The sequence below is a fragment of the Kitasatospora sp. NPDC059146 genome, assembly GCF_042786665.1.
In the GTDB taxonomy this organism is placed as follows: domain Bacteria; phylum Actinomycetota; class Actinomycetes; order Streptomycetales; family Streptomycetaceae; genus Kitasatospora.
The window spans coordinates 1-15574 of the sequence record NZ_JBHZCY010000065.1; the positions used below are offsets into that span (position 1 = coordinate 1).

General features: G+C 75.0%; 19 protein-coding genes. 7 read left to right on the forward strand and 12 right to left on the reverse strand.

The window, feature by feature from the left end; genetic code table 11:
* Nucleotides 1-100: 100 nt before the first annotated feature.
* Nucleotides 101-787, reverse strand: a complete 687-nt coding sequence (locus tag ACFXPX_RS25380; RefSeq protein ID WP_380525570.1) for an alpha/beta fold hydrolase — start codon at nt 785-787, stop codon at nt 101-103.
* Nucleotides 788-963: 176 nt separating this feature from the next.
* Between ACFXPX_RS25380 and ACFXPX_RS25385 the strand changes: the two genes are divergently transcribed.
* Entirely contained in the window at nt 964-1200 is a 237-nt protein-coding gene (locus ACFXPX_RS25385; protein WP_380402434.1) for a hypothetical protein, read from the forward strand.
* 82 nt (nt 1201-1282) lie between these two features.
* Here the strand turns inward: ACFXPX_RS25385 and ACFXPX_RS25390 are convergent, their stop codons facing one another.
* From ACFXPX_RS25390 to ACFXPX_RS25405, 4 genes are all read right to left on the reverse strand, one after another.
* A complete protein-coding gene (locus ACFXPX_RS25390) occupies nt 1283-2032 on the reverse strand; it encodes a hypothetical protein (RefSeq protein ID WP_380643424.1) in 750 nt (249 codons plus the stop codon).
* 210 nt (nt 2033-2242) lie between these two features.
* Nucleotides 2243-3820, reverse strand: coding sequence for a sigma-70 family RNA polymerase sigma factor (locus ACFXPX_RS25395; protein WP_380525572.1), 1578 nt, complete (start codon nt 3818-3820; stop codon nt 2243-2245).
* Between the two features lie 218 nt (nt 3821-4038).
* A complete protein-coding gene (locus ACFXPX_RS25400) occupies nt 4039-5025 on the reverse strand; it encodes a CAP domain-containing protein (RefSeq protein WP_380587730.1) in 987 nt (328 codons plus the stop codon).
* 197 nt (nt 5026-5222) lie between these two features.
* Nucleotides 5223-5702 carry a GNAT family N-acetyltransferase gene (locus tag ACFXPX_RS25405; RefSeq protein ID WP_380587733.1) on the reverse strand — a complete coding sequence of 160 codons (480 nt, stop codon included), beginning with the start codon at nt 5700-5702 and terminating at the stop codon, nt 5223-5225.
* A gap of 220 nt (nt 5703-5922) precedes the next feature.
* Here ACFXPX_RS25405 and ACFXPX_RS25410 point away from each other — a divergent pair, with 220 nt between their 5' ends.
* Entirely contained in the window at nt 5923-6672 is a 750-nt protein-coding gene (locus ACFXPX_RS25410) for a hypothetical protein (RefSeq protein ID WP_380643426.1), read from the forward strand.
* Nucleotides 6673-6744: 72 nt separating this feature from the next.
* On the opposite strand, the gene ACFXPX_RS25415 is transcribed toward ACFXPX_RS25410, so the two are convergent.
* The 4 genes from ACFXPX_RS25415 to ACFXPX_RS25430 form a co-directional block, all read right to left on the reverse strand.
* A complete protein-coding gene (locus ACFXPX_RS25415) occupies nt 6745-8136 on the reverse strand; it encodes an MFS transporter (RefSeq protein WP_380525123.1) in 1392 nt (463 codons plus the stop codon).
* A gap of 6 nt (nt 8137-8142) precedes the next feature.
* On the reverse strand, nt 8143-8934 hold the full coding sequence (locus tag ACFXPX_RS25420) for a glycerophosphodiester phosphodiesterase (protein ID WP_380643428.1): 792 nt from the start codon (nt 8932-8934) through the stop codon (nt 8143-8145).
* A gap of 89 nt (nt 8935-9023) precedes the next feature.
* The gene (locus ACFXPX_RS25425) at nt 9024-9812 is read right to left on the reverse strand and encodes a hypothetical protein (RefSeq protein ID WP_380643430.1); all 789 of its coding nucleotides are present in this window, start codon (nt 9810-9812) and stop codon (nt 9024-9026) included.
* A 68-nt stretch (nt 9813-9880) separates the two neighbouring features.
* On the reverse strand, nt 9881-10231 hold the full coding sequence (locus tag ACFXPX_RS25430; protein ID WP_380525118.1) for a hypothetical protein: 351 nt from the start codon (nt 10229-10231) through the stop codon (nt 9881-9883).
* A gap of 110 nt (nt 10232-10341) precedes the next feature.
* Between ACFXPX_RS25430 and ACFXPX_RS25435 the strand changes: the two genes are divergently transcribed.
* The 5 genes from ACFXPX_RS25435 to ACFXPX_RS25455 all read left to right on the forward strand — a co-directional run bounded on the left by ACFXPX_RS25435 (nt 10342) and on the right by ACFXPX_RS25455 (nt 14460).
* Entirely contained in the window at nt 10342-11883 is a 1542-nt protein-coding gene (locus ACFXPX_RS25435; RefSeq protein ID WP_380587742.1) for an ATP-dependent DNA ligase, read from the forward strand.
* A gap of 205 nt (nt 11884-12088) precedes the next feature.
* Nucleotides 12089-12307 carry a ferredoxin gene (locus ACFXPX_RS25440; RefSeq protein ID WP_380525115.1) on the forward strand — a complete coding sequence of 73 codons (219 nt, stop codon included), beginning with the start codon at nt 12089-12091 and terminating at the stop codon, nt 12305-12307.
* 92 nt (nt 12308-12399) lie between these two features.
* Nucleotides 12400-13629, forward strand: coding sequence for a cytochrome P450 (locus tag ACFXPX_RS25445; RefSeq protein WP_380643432.1), 1230 nt, complete (start codon nt 12400-12402; stop codon nt 13627-13629).
* Nucleotides 13630-13838: 209 nt separating this feature from the next.
* Complete coding sequence (locus ACFXPX_RS25450) at nt 13839-14015, forward strand: hypothetical protein (RefSeq protein ID WP_380643434.1); 177 nt, start codon at nt 13839-13841, stop codon at nt 14013-14015.
* 103 nt (nt 14016-14118) lie between these two features.
* Nucleotides 14119-14460 carry a hypothetical protein gene (locus ACFXPX_RS25455; RefSeq protein WP_380525113.1) on the forward strand — a complete coding sequence of 114 codons (342 nt, stop codon included), beginning with the start codon at nt 14119-14121 and terminating at the stop codon, nt 14458-14460.
* A 144-nt stretch (nt 14461-14604) separates the two neighbouring features.
* Here the strand turns inward: ACFXPX_RS25455 and ACFXPX_RS25460 are convergent, their stop codons facing one another.
* From ACFXPX_RS25460 to ACFXPX_RS25470, 3 genes are all read right to left on the reverse strand, one after another.
* Nucleotides 14605-14889 carry a DUF427 domain-containing protein gene (locus ACFXPX_RS25460; RefSeq protein ID WP_380525112.1) on the reverse strand — a complete coding sequence of 95 codons (285 nt, stop codon included), beginning with the start codon at nt 14887-14889 and terminating at the stop codon, nt 14605-14607.
* Nucleotides 14890-14974: 85 nt separating this feature from the next.
* Nucleotides 14975-15211, reverse strand: coding sequence for a DUF6296 family protein (locus ACFXPX_RS25465; protein ID WP_380643436.1), 237 nt, complete (start codon nt 15209-15211; stop codon nt 14975-14977).
* Nucleotides 15212-15234: 23 nt separating this feature from the next.
* Nucleotides 15235-15471 carry a DUF2277 domain-containing protein gene (locus tag ACFXPX_RS25470; RefSeq protein WP_380525111.1) on the reverse strand — a complete coding sequence of 79 codons (237 nt, stop codon included), beginning with the start codon at nt 15469-15471 and terminating at the stop codon, nt 15235-15237.
* Between the last annotated feature and the right edge of the window lie 103 nt (nt 15472-15574).

Below are 15574 nucleotides of genomic sequence, written 5' to 3' on the forward strand. Positions count from 1 at the left end.
GCGGAGGAGGGAGCCCAATGCAGCGCATTGGCGACCGACGACAACGCGGCGAGGCGCGTGCCCCGGCGTCGCCCCGCAGACGGGAGTTTGAAGACGGACCCTAGGACTCCAGGGACTTGGCGGCGTCCCGGATGACGTCGAGGACGAAGTCGGGGTGCGACAGCATGGGGACGTGGCTGCTGTCGACGTCGAAGGTCTTCGCGCCCATCCGCTCGGCGGCGGCCCGTTCCAGGTCGGGGTTCACGGTGCGGTCGTTGTTCGCGACGATGTACCAGCTCGGCTTGGTGCGCCAGGCGGTGCCGGGGACCTGCTGGGCGAACAGGTCGGGGACGGGGACGGCGCCCGTCGCGAGGACCAGCTTCTGCTCGGCGGCCGGCAGGTCGCCGCAGAAGTCGCCGATGCCCGCCTCCAGCAGCCAGAGGCGCCCGTCGGAGACGCCGACGTGCGCGAAGACGGGCGTCGGGGGGAACTTCTCCTGCTGGCCCACCGAGGTCTCGTCCTCGTCCGGGGCGAGCGCGGCGATGTAGACCAGGGCGCCCACCCGGTCGTGGACGCCGGCCTTGGTGATCAGGGTCCCGCCGTAGGAGTGGCCGACCAGCACCACCGGGCCCGGCACGTGCTCGATGGCCCGGGTGACGCACGCGACGTCGCCCGCGAGTGAGTCGAGCCCGTGCTGCGAGCTGTAGACCTCGTGGCCCTCGGCCTGGAGCGTGGGGATGAGCTTGTTGAAGCACGACCCGTCGGCCCAGAGCCCGTGGGCGAATACGATGCTGGCCTTACCGGCCATGACGTCCTCCTTCGTCCTTCGTCGGTAGCGCGCCGTGACGGAACACGGACCACTGCGGCCAGTATCCGTTCGGTCACCGTGCGCGGCATCCCGGCCGCACGCCCCGGGCGCCTCCCCGGGCCGCGACGCTCCGGGGCCGCCCGTAACCCTTGCGGCGCGCTTTCGTTGGACCGGCCATGAAGAAGCGCAGCATGCTCGCCGTCGCCTCGCTCGCCGTCGGTGTGGTGGCCTCCCTGACCGCTCCGAGTGCGCACGCCAGCGAGATCGGCGGCCAGGAGGGCCTGCCCGGTCCGCTGACCAGCGCCCCGGACGCGGTGCCCGGGCAGGTCGGGGACGCGGGTGGCGTGGTCGGCCAGGCCACCGGCTACGTGACCGGCTCGGCGGACGGCCTGGCGCCGGTCACCCCCGCGTAGCCCTTCCCCGGACTCTCGGGGCGGGCCCGGGGAAGGGTGGGTGCGGCCGTCGTGCGGCTCCCCTCCCCGGGCCCGGGTCGGGTCAGGCGCGGAGGAGGTACCAGCCGCCCAGGCCGCTGCAGGCGGTGTTGACGTAGGCCCCGAGGCGGTAGCCGGCCGGGACGGGCTGGTACGGGCAGACCTGGAGTCCGGGCCGGGCGACCACCTGGAACCAGGAGCCGATGCCGCCGCAACCGGGCACCTGGTGGCCGGTGTTGACGTAGCCGGGCGGGATCGGAGAACCCGCGCAGGTCCAGATGCCGTCCCTGGCGAGCTGCATGAACCAGGCGTCGATGTTGGTGCAGCCGTTGCCGTTGGCGACGTGGGCGGTCAGGACGTAGCCCGGCGGGATGGGCGAGGTGCCGCAGGTCCACAGACCGTCCACCGGCAGGCGCATGTACCAGGAGTCGTAGCCGTCGCAGCCGGTGGGGCTGTGCCCGGAGAGCACGTAGCCGGCCGGGATCGGCGAGGTCGCGCAGGTCCAGATGCCGTCCCGTGCGGGCTGCTGGTACCACATGCCGGCGCCGTTGCAGCCGTTGTTGGTGTGCATGGTGAGGACGTAGCCCGGGGTGACGGGCGCGCCCCGGCAGATCCAACCGGGCCCGGCCGCAGCGGCCTTGGCGGCGGAGGCCGATGCGGCGGAGGCCCCGGTGGGTGCGGCGGAGGCGGGTGCGGCACCCGCTCCGACCAGGACGGCCACCAGCAGCGCGAGCGCCCCGGCCAGGGCGGCGAGTCGGCTTCGGAGGGCGGCGGTCGACGAACGGTCGAGCAGTCGGTCACGTAGTTCTGTCACTTCACACCAGTCCTGTCGGCAGGTCCGTAGGGCCCCGCACGGCGGCCGTGCGGGCGCCGGGGTGGTGGAACCGGTGCGACAGTAGCAAGGATTGGAACGCTCCAAGAGGGTTCCAGAGCAGCCAGCATGCCCACGTCAAAGGTTGGCCGGAAACGCTCGCCCGGACCGACCCGGGCGGGGCCGCTCCGGGCCGGAGCGGGGGCGGGCCGGTCAGGACATCGGGGCGCCCAGGTCCTGGGTCCACAGAGTGCCGGCGGGGCTGGTGGCGACGCCGACGCCGATGTCCTTGAAGCCGCAGTCGAGCATGTTGGACTGGTGGATCCCGCCGTCCATCCAGCGGGCGAAGACGCTCGCCGCCGTGGTCGGGCCCCGGTCGAGGTTCTCGCCCCACTGGGACCAGCGGTAGCCGGCCGCGGTGATCCGGGCGTCCGTGCGGACGCCGTCCGGGTTCACGTGGTCGAAGAAGCCGCGGGCGGCCATGTCGTCGGAGTGCTTCTGGGCCGAGGCGTGCAGGCGGGGGTCGATCCGCAGCGGGGCGCAACCCGCCTTGGCGCGTTCGGCGTTGACCAGGTCCACCAGCTGCCGTTCCGGGTTGGGCTGGGGCGCCGCCGGGGTCGACCGGGTGGCGGTGGGCGAGGGCGTCGGGGTCGGGGTCCCGGTGGGGGTCGGCGTCGGCGTGGGGGTGGCGGTCGGGGTGTCCGGGACGGTCGCCGGCAGGGCCACCGGGGTGTCCAGGGCGGCGGCCGGGACGGTGGGCTCGGGCACCGCCGGGTGCGGCGGCTCGGTGGGGTTCGACCAGACCAGGGCCAGCGTGGTGACGGCCACCGCCGCGGCCGTACCGCCCGCCAGTGCGGCCTTGCGGGCGGCGGTGCCGGCCCAACCGCCGTGCGCGCCACCGCCGGTGGCCGCACCGGCCGCCGTACCGCCCGCGCCCGATCCCGCACCGGCCGCCGCCGTGTGGGCGCCCGCCGCGGCGGTCGCGGCGGTGTGCTGGAGGTGCAGCAGCGCGGGCGAGGCGGAGGGGATCGGGACCAGCGCGAGGCCGGCCAGCAGGCCCTCGGCCGGGAAGAGGTCGCGGCCCAGGCCGTCGCAGCCGGCGCAGCCGCGGATGTGCCGGGCGATCCGCTTGCGCCAGACCGAGTTCGGGGTGCCGTCGAACCCGGCGGTGACCTCGACGAGTTCGGGGCAGCGCGGGTAGGCGCCGAGGGCGCGGACCACGACCCGCCCGGCCTCCAGCTGCTTCTTCATCCGCTGGACCCGCACGGCGGCGTGCGGCATGGTCAGGTCGAGGGCCTCCGCGAGTTCGGCGCGGGTGAGTTCGCCGGCGGCCTCCAGCCACCACAGGGCGAGCAGTTCACGGTCGTCCGGATCCAGCCAGCGGGTGGCCTCGGCCACCTCGCGGCGCTGGCCGGACAGGCCCAGGCGCAGGATGGTGAGGTCGGTGAAGTCGGCCCGGGGGTCCGGGACTTCCCAGGCCTCGTCCAGGCCGCCGACGGTGGGCTGCTGCTGCCCGGCGGCATGCCGGCGGCGGACCTGGTTCATGGTGATGGCGACCAGCCAGGAGCGGAAGGACTCCGGGTCGCGGAGCCCGTCCAGGCCGTCCAGGGCGCGGATCATGGTCTCCTGGGCCACGTCGTCCACGTCGGCGTGGCCGCGCAGGGCGCGGCCGGCCACGTTGTAGACGAGCGGCAGCCAGGTGGCGACCAGGGCCTCCTGGGCCTGCCGGTCACCTGCCTGCGCCGCGCGTACCAGGGTCGTCCCGGTCCTGTTCTGCACATCAGCGTTCATGGTCCGCACTCCGTCTTGCCGTGTTTCCGTCCGCCGCTGCCTCCTCGGAGACCTGTGGGGAGTGATCAGATAACAACAATGTGCGCGGAATCGGAAAATCGGACTGCCCGGTGGCCGGAGGTACCGGCCACCGGGGGCGAGCGGAGGCGGGGTGAGCGGAGGCAGGGGTCAGGGGACAGGGCTCAGGGGCGAGCAACGGGAACGAGGGGCGGGGCCGGTCAGGCCGGGGCGGCGAACACCTGGGTCCACCACGGGCCGTTGGCGCCGGTCCGCACCCCCACCCCGAGCTGCTTGAAGTCGCAGTTCAGGATGTTGGCGCGGTGGCCGGGGCTGTTCATCCAGGACTCCATCACGGCCGCCGGATCGCTCTGGCCCCGGGCGATGTTCTCGCCCCAGGTGCTCCAGCGGTAGCCGACCGCCTCGATCCGGTGGTCGGCGTGGTAGCCCTCCGGGCTGGCGTGGTCGAAGTAGTTGCGGTTGGCCATGTCGTCACTGTGCGACTGGGCCGCGCTGGCCAGCCGGGGCTCGGCGGCGACCGGGCCGCACCCGGCCTTGGCCCGCTCGGCGTTGACCAGGTCGACGACCTGCTGCGCGAACGCGGGGGACGACCCGCCGCCCGCCGGGGCCGCGGCGGCCCGCTGGGCGGTGCCCGCGGCGGCGTTGGCGCTCGGGCGGGTGGTCGCCGGGCTCGGCTTGGCGGTGGCGGTGGCGGTGGCCGTCGGGGTCGGCGTCGCGGTGGGCTGGGCCGTCGGGGAGGCGGTGGCCGTCGCGGTGGCCGACGGGCTCGGGGTGGCCGACGGACCCGTCGCCGTCGGACTGCCCGAGGGCGGCACCGCGCCCGCGAGGCCCGCTCCCCCGGCGCCCGGCACCTGGATGCCCTCGTGCGTGCCCACCTCGGCGGCGACCAGCGAGTCGGCCGCGGCGGCCTGCCCGGCGAGGTCCCGGTCGCTCTGCTTGCCGCCGTACGCCGCGTAGCCCGCCCCGGCCAGCGCCGCGATCAGGCCCGTCCCGGCCACGGCGGCGACGACCGCGGTCACCGGCACGAACCCGCCGCGCCGACGTCCCCGGCGGCCGTGGCCGGTGTGCCGCTGGGCGGCCCGCCGCGCGGCCCGGCCACCCGGGCGGCCGGGGCCGCCGCTCCCGTCGGCGCCGCCGTCGCCGCCGCCGCTCGCCGGGATGACGGTCGTCCTGTCGTCGCTGTTCACGTGGCCACTGCTTTCTGTCCAGGTCGGCTGGTCGGGTGCCGACACCTGGGAGACCCCCCGGCGGAACGCCGATAACAGAAACTCCGAACGAATGTCCGGCGACTTGGTCACGTGATCCGGTCGAGCGCTCCGGTCGGCCGCCCCGGCGGGCCGGGCGCAGCAGGCTCGACAGGCGCAGCGGACTCAGCGAGCCGGGCTCAGCGGCCCGGGCCGTCCGGGGCCATGTCGTAGGTGACGAACATCGTCCGGGTGGCGACCTGGTCGTACTTGCTGCGCGCCCGGTGGTTGTCGTCCGCGGTGATCCAGCGCACGGTGCTCCAGCCGCGCTCGGCGGCGATCTCCCGCAGCCGGGCCAGCAGTTCGTCCACCGCCCCGCCGCCGCGCACCTCGGGCGCGACGAACAGGTCGTCCAGGAACCCGGCGACCGTGCCGTGCAGCGGCCGGGCGAACGGCCGGAAGTGCGCGAAGCCGACCGGCGTCCCCGCGCCGTCCCGGACCAGCAGCCCCTCCACCTCGTGCTCCGGGTCGTTGAGCCAGGACCACACCAGCTCGGCCTTCTCCTCCGGCATCGGCACCCGGTAGAACTCGCAGTACCCGCGGAAGAGTTCGCGCCAGCGCGGGTAGTCCCCCTCCTGCGGCGCACTGATGCTCCAACGGTTCACGGCGGCGGTGCTCAACTCGGTCTCCTCGCTGGTCGAACGGCTCGGGCCAGCATGCCGCCCCGTCGCCCGCCCGCCGATCTCCACCCCGGCCAACACCACCCGCCGCACACTCCACTCCGGCAGTTATCCCCGGGCCGTTTCCCCGGTTCCACCCGGGAGGGTGAAGGGCTTCTCCGCACCGGACCCCATCGCCTACGGTGGGTCATCCCGACAGCACGGAACGGAGGTTCCGGCGGTGGACGAACCGACGGAGCAGTACCAGAGCTACAGCTGGCAGGACGAGGACGGAGGCCGGTACACCGCCCTCTACCCGGGCACCGAGGAGGCCGACGAGGCCGGCAAGGCGCGGCTGCGCGCCCTGGGTGCCCGCGCATCGGAGGACCTCGGGGCCGAACAGGAGCAGGAGGCGGGAACGGGGCGGCCCGGCACCGCCCGGGCCGGAGCCGGGTGGCGCCGGTCCGTCACCATCGACCTCAGGAACCCCACCCCGCTGCCCGGTCCGCAGCTCGACCCGCAGTGGCTCCGGGCCTGGTGCGAGGAGACCGGCGCGGCCCTCGCCGGGTTCACCCGGTCCTTCGCCGCCAGGTACGGCTTCCCGCCGGGCGAGAACGCCCTGGTCCACGCGACGGAGGCCGGCCGGCGGGCGGCGGACGCGCTCGGCGAACTGCTGCCGGTGCCCCCCGACCTGGCGACGCTCTACGGGGTGCTCGACCGGGCCTCCCTGCCCGATCTCGACAACGGCTACTTCATCCACCCGCCGGGCGCGGTGACGGGGCACGTCCGCGAGTACGGCGTCCCCGTCATCCAGGGCGAGCGCCTGGCGCTGGTCTTCGGCAGCGACGGCGCGGGCCACCTGTTCGCGACCGGACACACCGGACGGGTCTGGAGGTCGACCACGGCCTCCCACGACGGCGCCTTCGAACCCGCCGCCGCCACCCTGGAGGAGTTCCTCGACGGGATCGGCCGGCTGATCGCGGGCCCCTGAGCTCCTCCGCTCCTCCGCTCCTCCGAGCGGCCGGGCCGAGCACCCGGCCGCCCGGAGGAGCGGACTACGGACTCAGAGCCGCTCGGGGACGGGGTTGCCGACCGCCTCGATGGCCCGGCGGACCGGGACCTTCACCAGGACGGCGAAACCGATCACGAAGAAGATCAGCAGCGAGATGATCGCCGAGCGGTAGCTGCCGGTGACCTGGTAGGCGAGGCCGAAGACCAGCGGGCCCATCCAGCTGGTGCCGCGGTCGCTGACCTTGTAGAGGCTGAAGTACTCGGCCTCCCGGCCGGCCGGGATCAGGTGCGAGAACAGCGAGCGCGAGAGCGCCTGGCTGCCGCCGAGCACCAGGCCGATCATGCAGGCCAGGACGTAGAACCAGACCGGCTGATGGGCCGGCATGAAGTAGCCGAGGGCCAGCGTGACCACCCAGCCGACCAGCGAGCCCAGGATGGTCTTCTTGGCGCCGTGCCGCTGGGCGATCCGGCCGAGCAGCAGGGCGCCGCCGATCGCCACGATCTGGACGATCAGCACCGCGATGACCAGGGTGCCCTGCTCCATGCCGAGTTCCTCGCTGCCGTACAGCGAGGCCTGCGAGACGACGGTCTGGATGCCGTCGTTGTAGCAGAGGAAGGCCGCCAGGTAGAGCAGCGTCAGCGGGTGCTTGCGCATGCTCTTGAGGGTGCGGCCGAGCTCGCGCAGGCTGCCGGCGGCCGGCTGGTCCGGCGCGGCCTCGGCGCGCGCCCGGACGACGCCGGCCCGGGAGGGCAGCCGCAGCATCGGGACGAGGGTGAACAGCGCCCACCACAGGCCGGCCGAGGCCAGGCAGATCCGCACGGCGGTGCCGGAGGAGAGGCCCAGCGCCTCGTGGCCCTGGAACAGCGCCAGGTTGGCGATCAGCAGCAGCCCGCCGCCCGCGTAGCCGTACGCCCAGCCCTTGGAGGAGACGGCGTCGCGCTCGTCGGGGGTGGCCAGGCCCGGGAGGTAGGCGTAGGAGAGCGCCACCGACACCGCGTACGAGATGTTGGCGACCACCAGCAGCGCGCCGCCGAGCAGGTAGCGGTCGCCGTCGAGGAAGAACATCCCCATCGTGGCGAGCGCGCCCACGTAGGCGAAGCCGCACATCAGCTCCTTGTGCCGCCCGGTGCGGTCGGCGACCGTACCGGTCAGCAGCATCGCCGCGACCGAGATCAGCACCGAGAAGGAGACCGTGTACGGGAAGAACGATCCGGCGCGGATCGCCAGGCCGAGCGGGTGCACGTCGCCGGACGCGTCGGCGGCGTTCTTCGCCACCTCGGTCAGGTACGGCCCGAGGAAGACCGTCAGGACGGTGGCCGAGAAGGCGGCGTTGGCCCAGTCGTTGATGTACCAGCCGAACTGCATCCGGCGCAGGGCACGGCCGTCGTCGGCGGCCGCCGGCGGCGACGAGACGTCGTCCGGCAGGTGGTCCGTGGTGCTCATGGGCTCCTATTTCACTGTGCTGGAGCCGGTGCTGCCGTCCGTCCAGCAGCCGCGCTCGCCGAGGACGCCCTTCAGGACGTCGATGCGATCCGCCATGATGCCATCCACACCCAGGTCGAGGAGAGACCGGATCCGTGTGGCATCGTCCACAGTCCACACGTGGACCTGCAGGCCGAGGCGGTGGGCGGCCCGGACGAAGGCCCGGTCGACCACCCTGATCCCCCGGTGCCGCTCCGGCACCTGGGCGCACAGCCCGGCGAACGGCGCCCCACCCCGCGCCAGCGGGCCCGCCAGCGAGCGCAGCCGGAGCCGGGCCACCTCGCGCGGGCCCAGCGAGGTCGCCAGCCGGGGGCCCGCGGCGGCGCGCACGGCGGCGATCCGGCTGTCGGAGAAGCCGCCGACGCAGACCCGGTCCCAGGCGTTCGTCCGGCGGATCGCCTCGACCAGCGGCCGCACGGCGGGCGCCGCCTTCACGTCCACGTTGAACCGGGCCGCGGGGAACGCCCCGAGCAGGTCCTCCAGCAGCGGCACCGGCTCGGTGCCGCCGATCCGGGCCCGCCGGACGGTCTCCCACGGCAGCTCGGCGACCGCCCCGGCCCGGTCGGTCACCCGGTCCAGCCGGGAGTCGTGGAAGGCCACCAGCACACCGTCGGCGGTGGCGTGCACATCCGTCTCCAGGTAGCGGTAGCCCAGCGCCACGGCGGCCTCGAACGCGGCGAGCGAGTTCTCCGGGTGCCCGAGCTCACCGCCCCGGTGCGCGAAGGCCAGCGGCCCCGGGTGGTCGAGGAAGGGGTGCATGCGGTGCTCCGAGCTGCTGGGAAGGGACGCCGCGCGGCCCGCTCCGACGGCGCCTCGGGACCGCGCGCGTTACAGTATTACGCACCCTGTCAAGGAGTAACGGCCATGGGCGTCGGCTCCGGCGACGCCCCGGCAGTGACGAGCCGATGGATCTGCGCGGTCACCAGACCGGTGGGCAGGGCAGGGGCGAGCGCGGTGTCGTCGCCCTTGTAGAACACCGCGCGGTTGTCGCCGACCGCCGCGTACAGGTAGAGCCGGGTGAACCCGCCCCGGCCGGCCATCGCCCCGGTGGGCGACAGGAGACGGAAGCCGACGACCGGCACCTCCAAGGCCTGGAAGGCCACCGGCTCGACCTCCAGCGGCTCGGCGCCGGACCGGTCGTTCAACCGGAGGCTCGTGCAGCCGCCCCCGTGGACGGCGTCCCGCAGCGCCTCGAAGTCCGCCCGCGCACGGCCGCCGGGGACGCCGGCCAGCTGGACCGACGTCCGGTTGCCCAGGTTGTTGTCGCCGGTGACGTACGTGAGCCGGGCGGAGTCGGCCGACTGCTCGATCATGGCGTCGAGGACCGGCGCACAGGCCGGCTTCCGCTGGGCAGCCCTGGCGATCGTCGCCACCGTGGCGTCGGACGGCGGCGCCTCGTCCTCGGTGGTGGTGCCCGGCGGCAGCTCGGCGACGGGCGCCAGCGCCGCCCGCAGCTGCTCGCCGGACAGTGGGGCGAGCGGCCGCCAGGCCGTCGCGGCCTCCGGCGGGACGGTGGCCGGCGCCTTGGGCACCGGAGCGGACGCGGTGGGCCGAACGCCCGGGTCGGCCGTGCAGCCCACCGCGAGGGCGAGCAGCGCCAGGGCCACCAGTACCGTGCGTGCGGCGTGCCGTGCCAAGGATCTCCCCCGTCTCCCGCCCTGCCGACGGTTCGCCCCTCGGAACGGGGCGGCGGCGGGCGCGGCCATTATGGCCGCGGGGTGCGGCGGTCCGCCTCGGGTTTTCCGTCCTCGAACGGTCCGGTGGCCGGGGGCCCGTCGAGCTCCTCGGTGCGGCGCAGGTCGTAGAGGTAGGACTTGCCGGCCTTCCAGCTGCGCCAGGGGCCGAGCGGCGGGAACGGCCCCTGGCCCGGACGGCCGGACAGCGGCCAGCCGTTGGCGGTCCCGTCGGCGTCCACGGTGCACCAGCCCCGCTCGGGCAGCCACCGGCACCACACGTCGAGGTCCAGGCGCTTGAAGGACGGCCGCCCGTTGAACTCGCCGTCCCGGCGGTAGCGGTAGGCCAGGCCGTCCGACCGGCGCACGAACTCGATCGACACGGACGCTCCCCCTCACCGGTCAACTGCTGGACGGGAAAGGCTACGTGCCCGGGCGGTCGGGGTGCGGGGTCGGGGGGCCGCGCGGATGCTGGGGGTGGAGGTGGCGGCGGATGGGGTTGCGGCGGTTGGCGGAGGTGTCGCGGGAGGTGGCGGCGGAGCCCGGGCGGCGGGCGAAGGTGGGCCTGTTGGCGGGGTGCCTGCGGGAGCTGGGCGCCGAGGAGGGGGCGGCGGCGGTGGTGCTGCTGTCGGGTGAGGCGCAGCGCTTGCGGACGGGGGTGGGGTGGGCGGCCCTGCGGGAGTTGCCGGCGCCGGCGGTGGAGGCCTCCCTGGGGGTGCGGGAGGTGGAGCGGGAGCTGGAGCGGATCGCCGGGGTGCACGGGGCGGGGGCGCAGGCCGAGCGGCGGCGGCTGCTCGCGGGTCTGTTCGGGCGGGCGACGGAGGTGGAGCAGAGGTTCCTGCGGGCGGTCCTGGTCGGGGACCTGCGGCAGGGGGCCCTGGACGCGCTGGTCGGGGACGCGGTGGCGCAGGCGGCCGGGGTGCCGGTGGCGGCGGTGCGGCGGGCGTTGATGTTCCGGGGGTCGGCGCGGGCGGTGGCGCGGGCCGCGCTGGCCGGTGGGGCGGAGGCCCTGACGGGGTTCCGCCTGGAGGTGGGGCGGCCGGTGCGGCCGATGCTGGCGGCGTCCGCGCCGGACGTGGTGGCGGCGCTGGAGCGTACGGGTGCGGCGGCGCTGGAGTGGAAGCTGGACGGGATCCGGGTGCAGGTGCACCGGGACGGCGGGGAGGTCGCGGTGTTCACCCGTGGCCTGGAGGACATCACGGCGCGCGTCCCCGAGGTCGCGGAGGCGGCGCTGGCGTTGCCGTTGCGGTCGGCGGTGCTGGACGGCGAGGCGATCGCGCTGGGCGCGGACGGGCGGCCGCGTCCGTTCCAGGAGACCGCGGCGCGTACCGCCACCCGGCGGGATCCGGACCGGTTGCGGGCCGAAGTCCCGCTCAGCGTACGGTTCTTCGACCTGTTGCACCGGGACGGTGCGGACCTGGTGGACCGGCCGGGCCGGGAGCGCTGGGCGGCGCTGGCCGGGGCGGTGCCGGAGGGTCTGCGGGTGGCCCGGATCGAGACGGAGGACCGGGCGGAGGCCTCGGCGTTCTTCCGCGGGGCGCTGGCGCTCGGCCACGAGGGGGTGCTGGTGAAGGACCCGGCGGCCGGGTACGCGGCCGGGCGGCGCGGGGCGGGCTGGATCAAGGTGAAGCCCCGGCACACCCTGGACCTGGTGGTGCTGGCGGCGGAGTGGGGCAGCGGCCGGCGGCAGGGGTTCCTGAGCAATCTGCACCTGGGGGCGCGGGCGGCGGGCGAGCCGGGCCTCGGCCCGTGGGTGATGCTCGGGAAGACCTTCAAGGGGCTGACCGACGCCACGCTCGCCTGCCAGACCGCCGAGTTGCTCGCCCGGGAGGTCGACCGGGACGCCCGCACGGTGCGGGTGCGGCCGGAACTGGTCGTCGAGATCGCCTTCGACGGCCTCCAGCGCAGCCCCCGCTACCCCGCCGGGCTGGCCCTGCGGTTCGCCCGGGTGGTGCGGTACCGGCCGGACAAGAGCGCCGCCGAGGCCGACACCGTGGCCGCCGTCAGGGAGTTGGCCGCCGCCGAGGGCCTGTGAGGCCGTCCGCGCCGCCCCGTCCGACGGCCTGGCGCCGGTTGAAACGCATTGCGCGGCAAGGGCGTTCACGCAGGAGCCGAATCGGCCATTCTTGCCGATCCGTCCGCCCTACCGCTCCGTAGGCGGACCAGCGGCGGCTAGGTTGACCGTGACAACGAGAGGCGGCCGCCGGGCAGCCGGCGGCGCCCTGGCGAGAGGTGCCGACATGCAGGTGAGCGTCGACCGGGACCGTTGCTGCAGCTCCGGAATGTGTGTGATGAACGTGCCCGCGGTCTTCGACCAGGACGAGCGGGACAGCCTTGTGACACTTCGCCAGGTCGTGCTGCTGCCCGAGCAGTTCGACGACGTCAGACTCGCCGCCGAGCTCTGCCCGGGCCGGGCGATCAGCGTCACCGAGGACGGGCCCGCCGAGGCCGAGGTCTGACGGTCCCCACCTGCGGCCCCGCAGGCCGCCGGGAGGCCTCCCTGCACCCGGCAACCCCACGAGGACACCCGCGACACGAGGAGACCCCCGCCTTGACCGCCGTACCCACCGCCCCCGCCGCACCCACCGCCCCCGCCGTCCCGCTGCTGCCGGCCCCGCACTCCAGCGGCTGCCCGTTCGGCCCGCCGCCCGTGTACACCGAGGCCGCCGTCACCGCGTCCATGACCAGGGCCGAACTCCCCGACGGCGACGCCTGCTGGCTGGTCACCGGCTACGCCGAGGTCCGCACCGTGCTGTCCGACCGCCGGTTCAGCGCCGACGTGCGCCACCCGGCCTTCCCGCTGCTGGTCGCCGGCGCCCGCGAGGAGCTGGTCACGGGCAAGCCGAACTTCCTGCGCCTCGACGACCCCGAGCACGCCCGCCAGCGCCGTATGGTCACCGGGGACTTCCTGGTCAAGCGGGTGGAAGCGCTGCGCCCGGAGATCCAGCGGATCGTGGACGAGGCACTGGACCGGATGACCGCGGGCCGGACCACGGCCGACCTGGTCACCGAGTTCGCGCTGCCGGTGCCCTCGCTGGTGATCTGCGAGCTGCTCGGCGTGCCGTACCAGGACCGCGACCGCTTCCAGGGCCTGAGCCGCACCCTGCTCAGCCGGGACAGCACCGTGGAGGAGCTCCGGGTGGCCCAGGACGAGGTCCAGGACTACCTGCGCGACCTGACGGCCCGCAAGCGCGCGCAACCGGAGGACGACGTCCTGAGCCGGCTCGCGGCGCGGGACGACCTGAGCCCGGACGACGTGGCCAGCACGGGCGTGCTGCTGCTGGTCGCCGGGCACGAGACCACCGCGAACATGATCGCGCTGTCCACCGCGCTGCTGCTGGAGCACCCGGAGCAGGTCGCCAGGCTCGCCGACCCGGCCGCGCTGCCGGGCGCGGTGGAGGAGCTGCTGCGGCTGCTGACCATCGTGCACACCGGGCTGCCCCGGGTGGCGGTGGAGGACGTGGAGCTGGGCGGGGTCACGGTCCGGGCCGGGGAGGGCGTGATCGCGATGCTGTCCACGGCCAACCGGGAGGAGGCGGTGTTCGGCGGCGCCGGGCACCGGTCGACGGACGAGCTGGACCTGGACCGGGACGCCCGGCGGCACCTGGCCTTCGGCTTCGGCGTGCACCAGTGCCTGGGCCAGCCGCTGGCCCGCGCCGAGCTGCAGATCGCCCTGGAGACGCTGTTCCGGCGGCTGCCGGGGCTGCGGCCGGCCGGGGAGCGCGCGTTCCGCACCGAGTCGTTCATCTACGGGATGCGGTCGTTGCCCGTGACCTGGTGATCCTGCGCGGCGGCGGTCCTCCACTCCGGTGATCCTGCGCCCCGGTGCCCGCCGCCCGGCGGCCCCCGGCCGCCGGCCGCCGGGTGCGCGGGTCACCCGGCTGGCCCCGGCGCCGGGGCGGGGGCAGGCTGGAGGGGCGAGGGACAGACCCGGCCCGACCGCGCCCGCGTCCGGGCGCGCCGGGGCCGGCCGAGGAGACGGAGCCCGCGATGACCGACATGAGCGAACGCTCCGCAGTGAGCACCGACCGCGAGGAGGACGTCCGGGCCGCCGATCCGGAGGAGGGCGTCACCTCGATGCAGAACCTGCACGCACAGGACACCTCCCAGGCGGAGGGCGACCCCATCCTGGACGAACCCGGCGCGAGGGGCCCGGACCGGGTCTGACCGTCCGCCACACCGATCCGACCGCCCGGCGGGACCGGGCGGTCCTTTTGACCGCAGGTGTCGCTGCCCGGATGGTGGCGCACCGGCGGGGGAGGATAGGCGCATGACCGAACACGATCAAACCGACCGGCAGACCCGGCCGCCCGCGGACCCGCGCACCTCGTGGGCGACCTGGACCACCCAGTCGATCATCAGCGGCCCCGGCGGGGTCACCACCACCGAGGTCGGCCCCATCTCCGGCGACCTCACCGTGCACACCACGTGGGTGGACGGCGAGGCGCGGCTGACCGTCCAGTACACCGGGGCGCTGGACTGGTACACGGTGTCCGGCAGCCCGGTCGCCGCGACGGACGAGAGCACCGCGCGGGCCGTCCACCAGGCGATGGTGAACGGCGTCAAGACGGGGCACGGAGCGGTCGCCCCGCCCCCGGCCCTCGGCGGCTGACCGCACCCCTCGTACGGAACGGGACGGCCCCCGGCGCGCAACGGCGCGGCCCCCGCGTCCGGCCGACCGGGCACGGGGGCCGGACATTCGGGCCGGACACTCGGGCCGGACGCGGGGCTCGGACACGCGGGGGCGCGGCTGCCGCTACTCGGTGATCTCCACCCCGCGCCAGAAGGCCACCCGCCCCCGGACGTGCTCCGCCTCCGGCTTCGGGTCGGCGTAGTACCAGGCGGCGTCCGGGTTGGCCTGCCCGGCCACCTCCACCGTGTAGTAGTTCGCCGTGCCCTTCCAGCTGCACACCGTGGTGGTGTCGGAGGGCCGCAGGAACTCGGCCCGGACCGCCTCCCACGGGAAGTAGTGGTTGCCCTCGACGAGGACGGTGTCCTCGCTCTCGGCGACGACGGTGCCCTGCCAAATCGCTGTGGTCATGGGCCGATTGTGCCGCACGGGCGCGCCCGCGACCCGCGCTTCGGGGGGATCGCGCGGCTCGGCGGCTCGGGACGTCCGAGGCGGTTCAGGGCAGCGGGTGGGCGTGCACCGGCAGGTGCGGGGTCTGGTGGCCGCCGCTGGCGAGCATCCGGACCTCCCCGGCCTCGCTGATCTCGGCCCGGACGATCCGGCTGGCGTCCTCGTAGACGGGGTGCCCGCCCGGGCCCTTGGCGCTGGTCCGGACGACCACGACCACGTCCTGCGGGGCCTGGGTGCCGGGTGTGCCGGGGAAGGTGAGGGCGTAACGGTCGACGGGTTTCATCGGCGGATCCTGCTCCTCGCGTCTCAGACGGTCGTCCCGGCGGCACGGGCGTGCGAGCCCCGCACCTCCAGCTCGTCGAGCAGCCGGGCGGTGGCCTCGGCGACCGCGTCCACGGCCCGGTCGAAGGCCTCCCGGTTGTGGGCCGCCGGTGCACGGAAACCGGACACCTTGCGGACGTACTGCAGCGCGGCGGCGTGGAAGTCCTCCTCGCCGGCGTCGGGCGTGACGGGCGGGCGCAGCGTCTTGATGTTGCGGCACATGAACCCAGTCTTGCGCGCGGGGGCCGCCGAGGCGAGCCCCCTGCTCCGCACGCCCCCGATTCGTCACACGGGCCTCACGGGGACGTCATCCGGGCCGATTAGG

Excerpts from the sequence above, each read along its gene's own strand:
- ACFXPX_RS25380 (WP_380525570.1), bottom strand. The coding sequence starts at position 787 with ATGGCCGGTAAGGCCAGCATCGTATTCGCCCACGGGCTCTGGGCCGAC.
- ACFXPX_RS25385 (WP_380402434.1), top strand. The coding sequence starts at position 964 with ATGAAGAAGCGCAGCATGCTCGCCGTCGCCTCGCTCGCCGTCGGTGTG.
- ACFXPX_RS25395 (WP_380525572.1), bottom strand. The coding sequence starts at position 3,820 with ATGAACGCTGATGTGCAGAACAGGACCGGGACGACCCTGGTACGCGCG.
- ACFXPX_RS25415 (WP_380525123.1), bottom strand. The coding sequence starts at position 8,136 with ATGAGCACCACGGACCACCTGCCGGACGACGTCTCGTCGCCGCCGGCG.
- ACFXPX_RS25420 (WP_380643428.1), bottom strand. The coding sequence starts at position 8,934 with ATGCACCCCTTCCTCGACCACCCGGGGCCGCTGGCCTTCGCGCACCGG.
- ACFXPX_RS25435 (WP_380587742.1), top strand. The coding sequence starts at position 10,342 with ATGGGGTTGCGGCGGTTGGCGGAGGTGTCGCGGGAGGTGGCGGCGGAG.
- ACFXPX_RS25440 (WP_380525115.1), top strand. The coding sequence starts at position 12,089 with ATGCAGGTGAGCGTCGACCGGGACCGTTGCTGCAGCTCCGGAATGTGT.
- ACFXPX_RS25450 (WP_380643434.1), top strand. The coding sequence starts at position 13,839 with ATGACCGACATGAGCGAACGCTCCGCAGTGAGCACCGACCGCGAGGAG.
- ACFXPX_RS25455 (WP_380525113.1), top strand. The coding sequence starts at position 14,119 with ATGACCGAACACGATCAAACCGACCGGCAGACCCGGCCGCCCGCGGAC.
- ACFXPX_RS25460 (WP_380525112.1), bottom strand. The coding sequence starts at position 14,889 with ATGACCACAGCGATTTGGCAGGGCACCGTCGTCGCCGAGAGCGAGGAC.
- ACFXPX_RS25465 (WP_380643436.1), bottom strand. The coding sequence starts at position 15,211 with ATGAAACCCGTCGACCGTTACGCCCTCACCTTCCCCGGCACACCCGGC.
- ACFXPX_RS25470 (WP_380525111.1), bottom strand. The coding sequence starts at position 15,471 with ATGTGCCGCAACATCAAGACGCTGCGCCCGCCCGTCACGCCCGACGCC.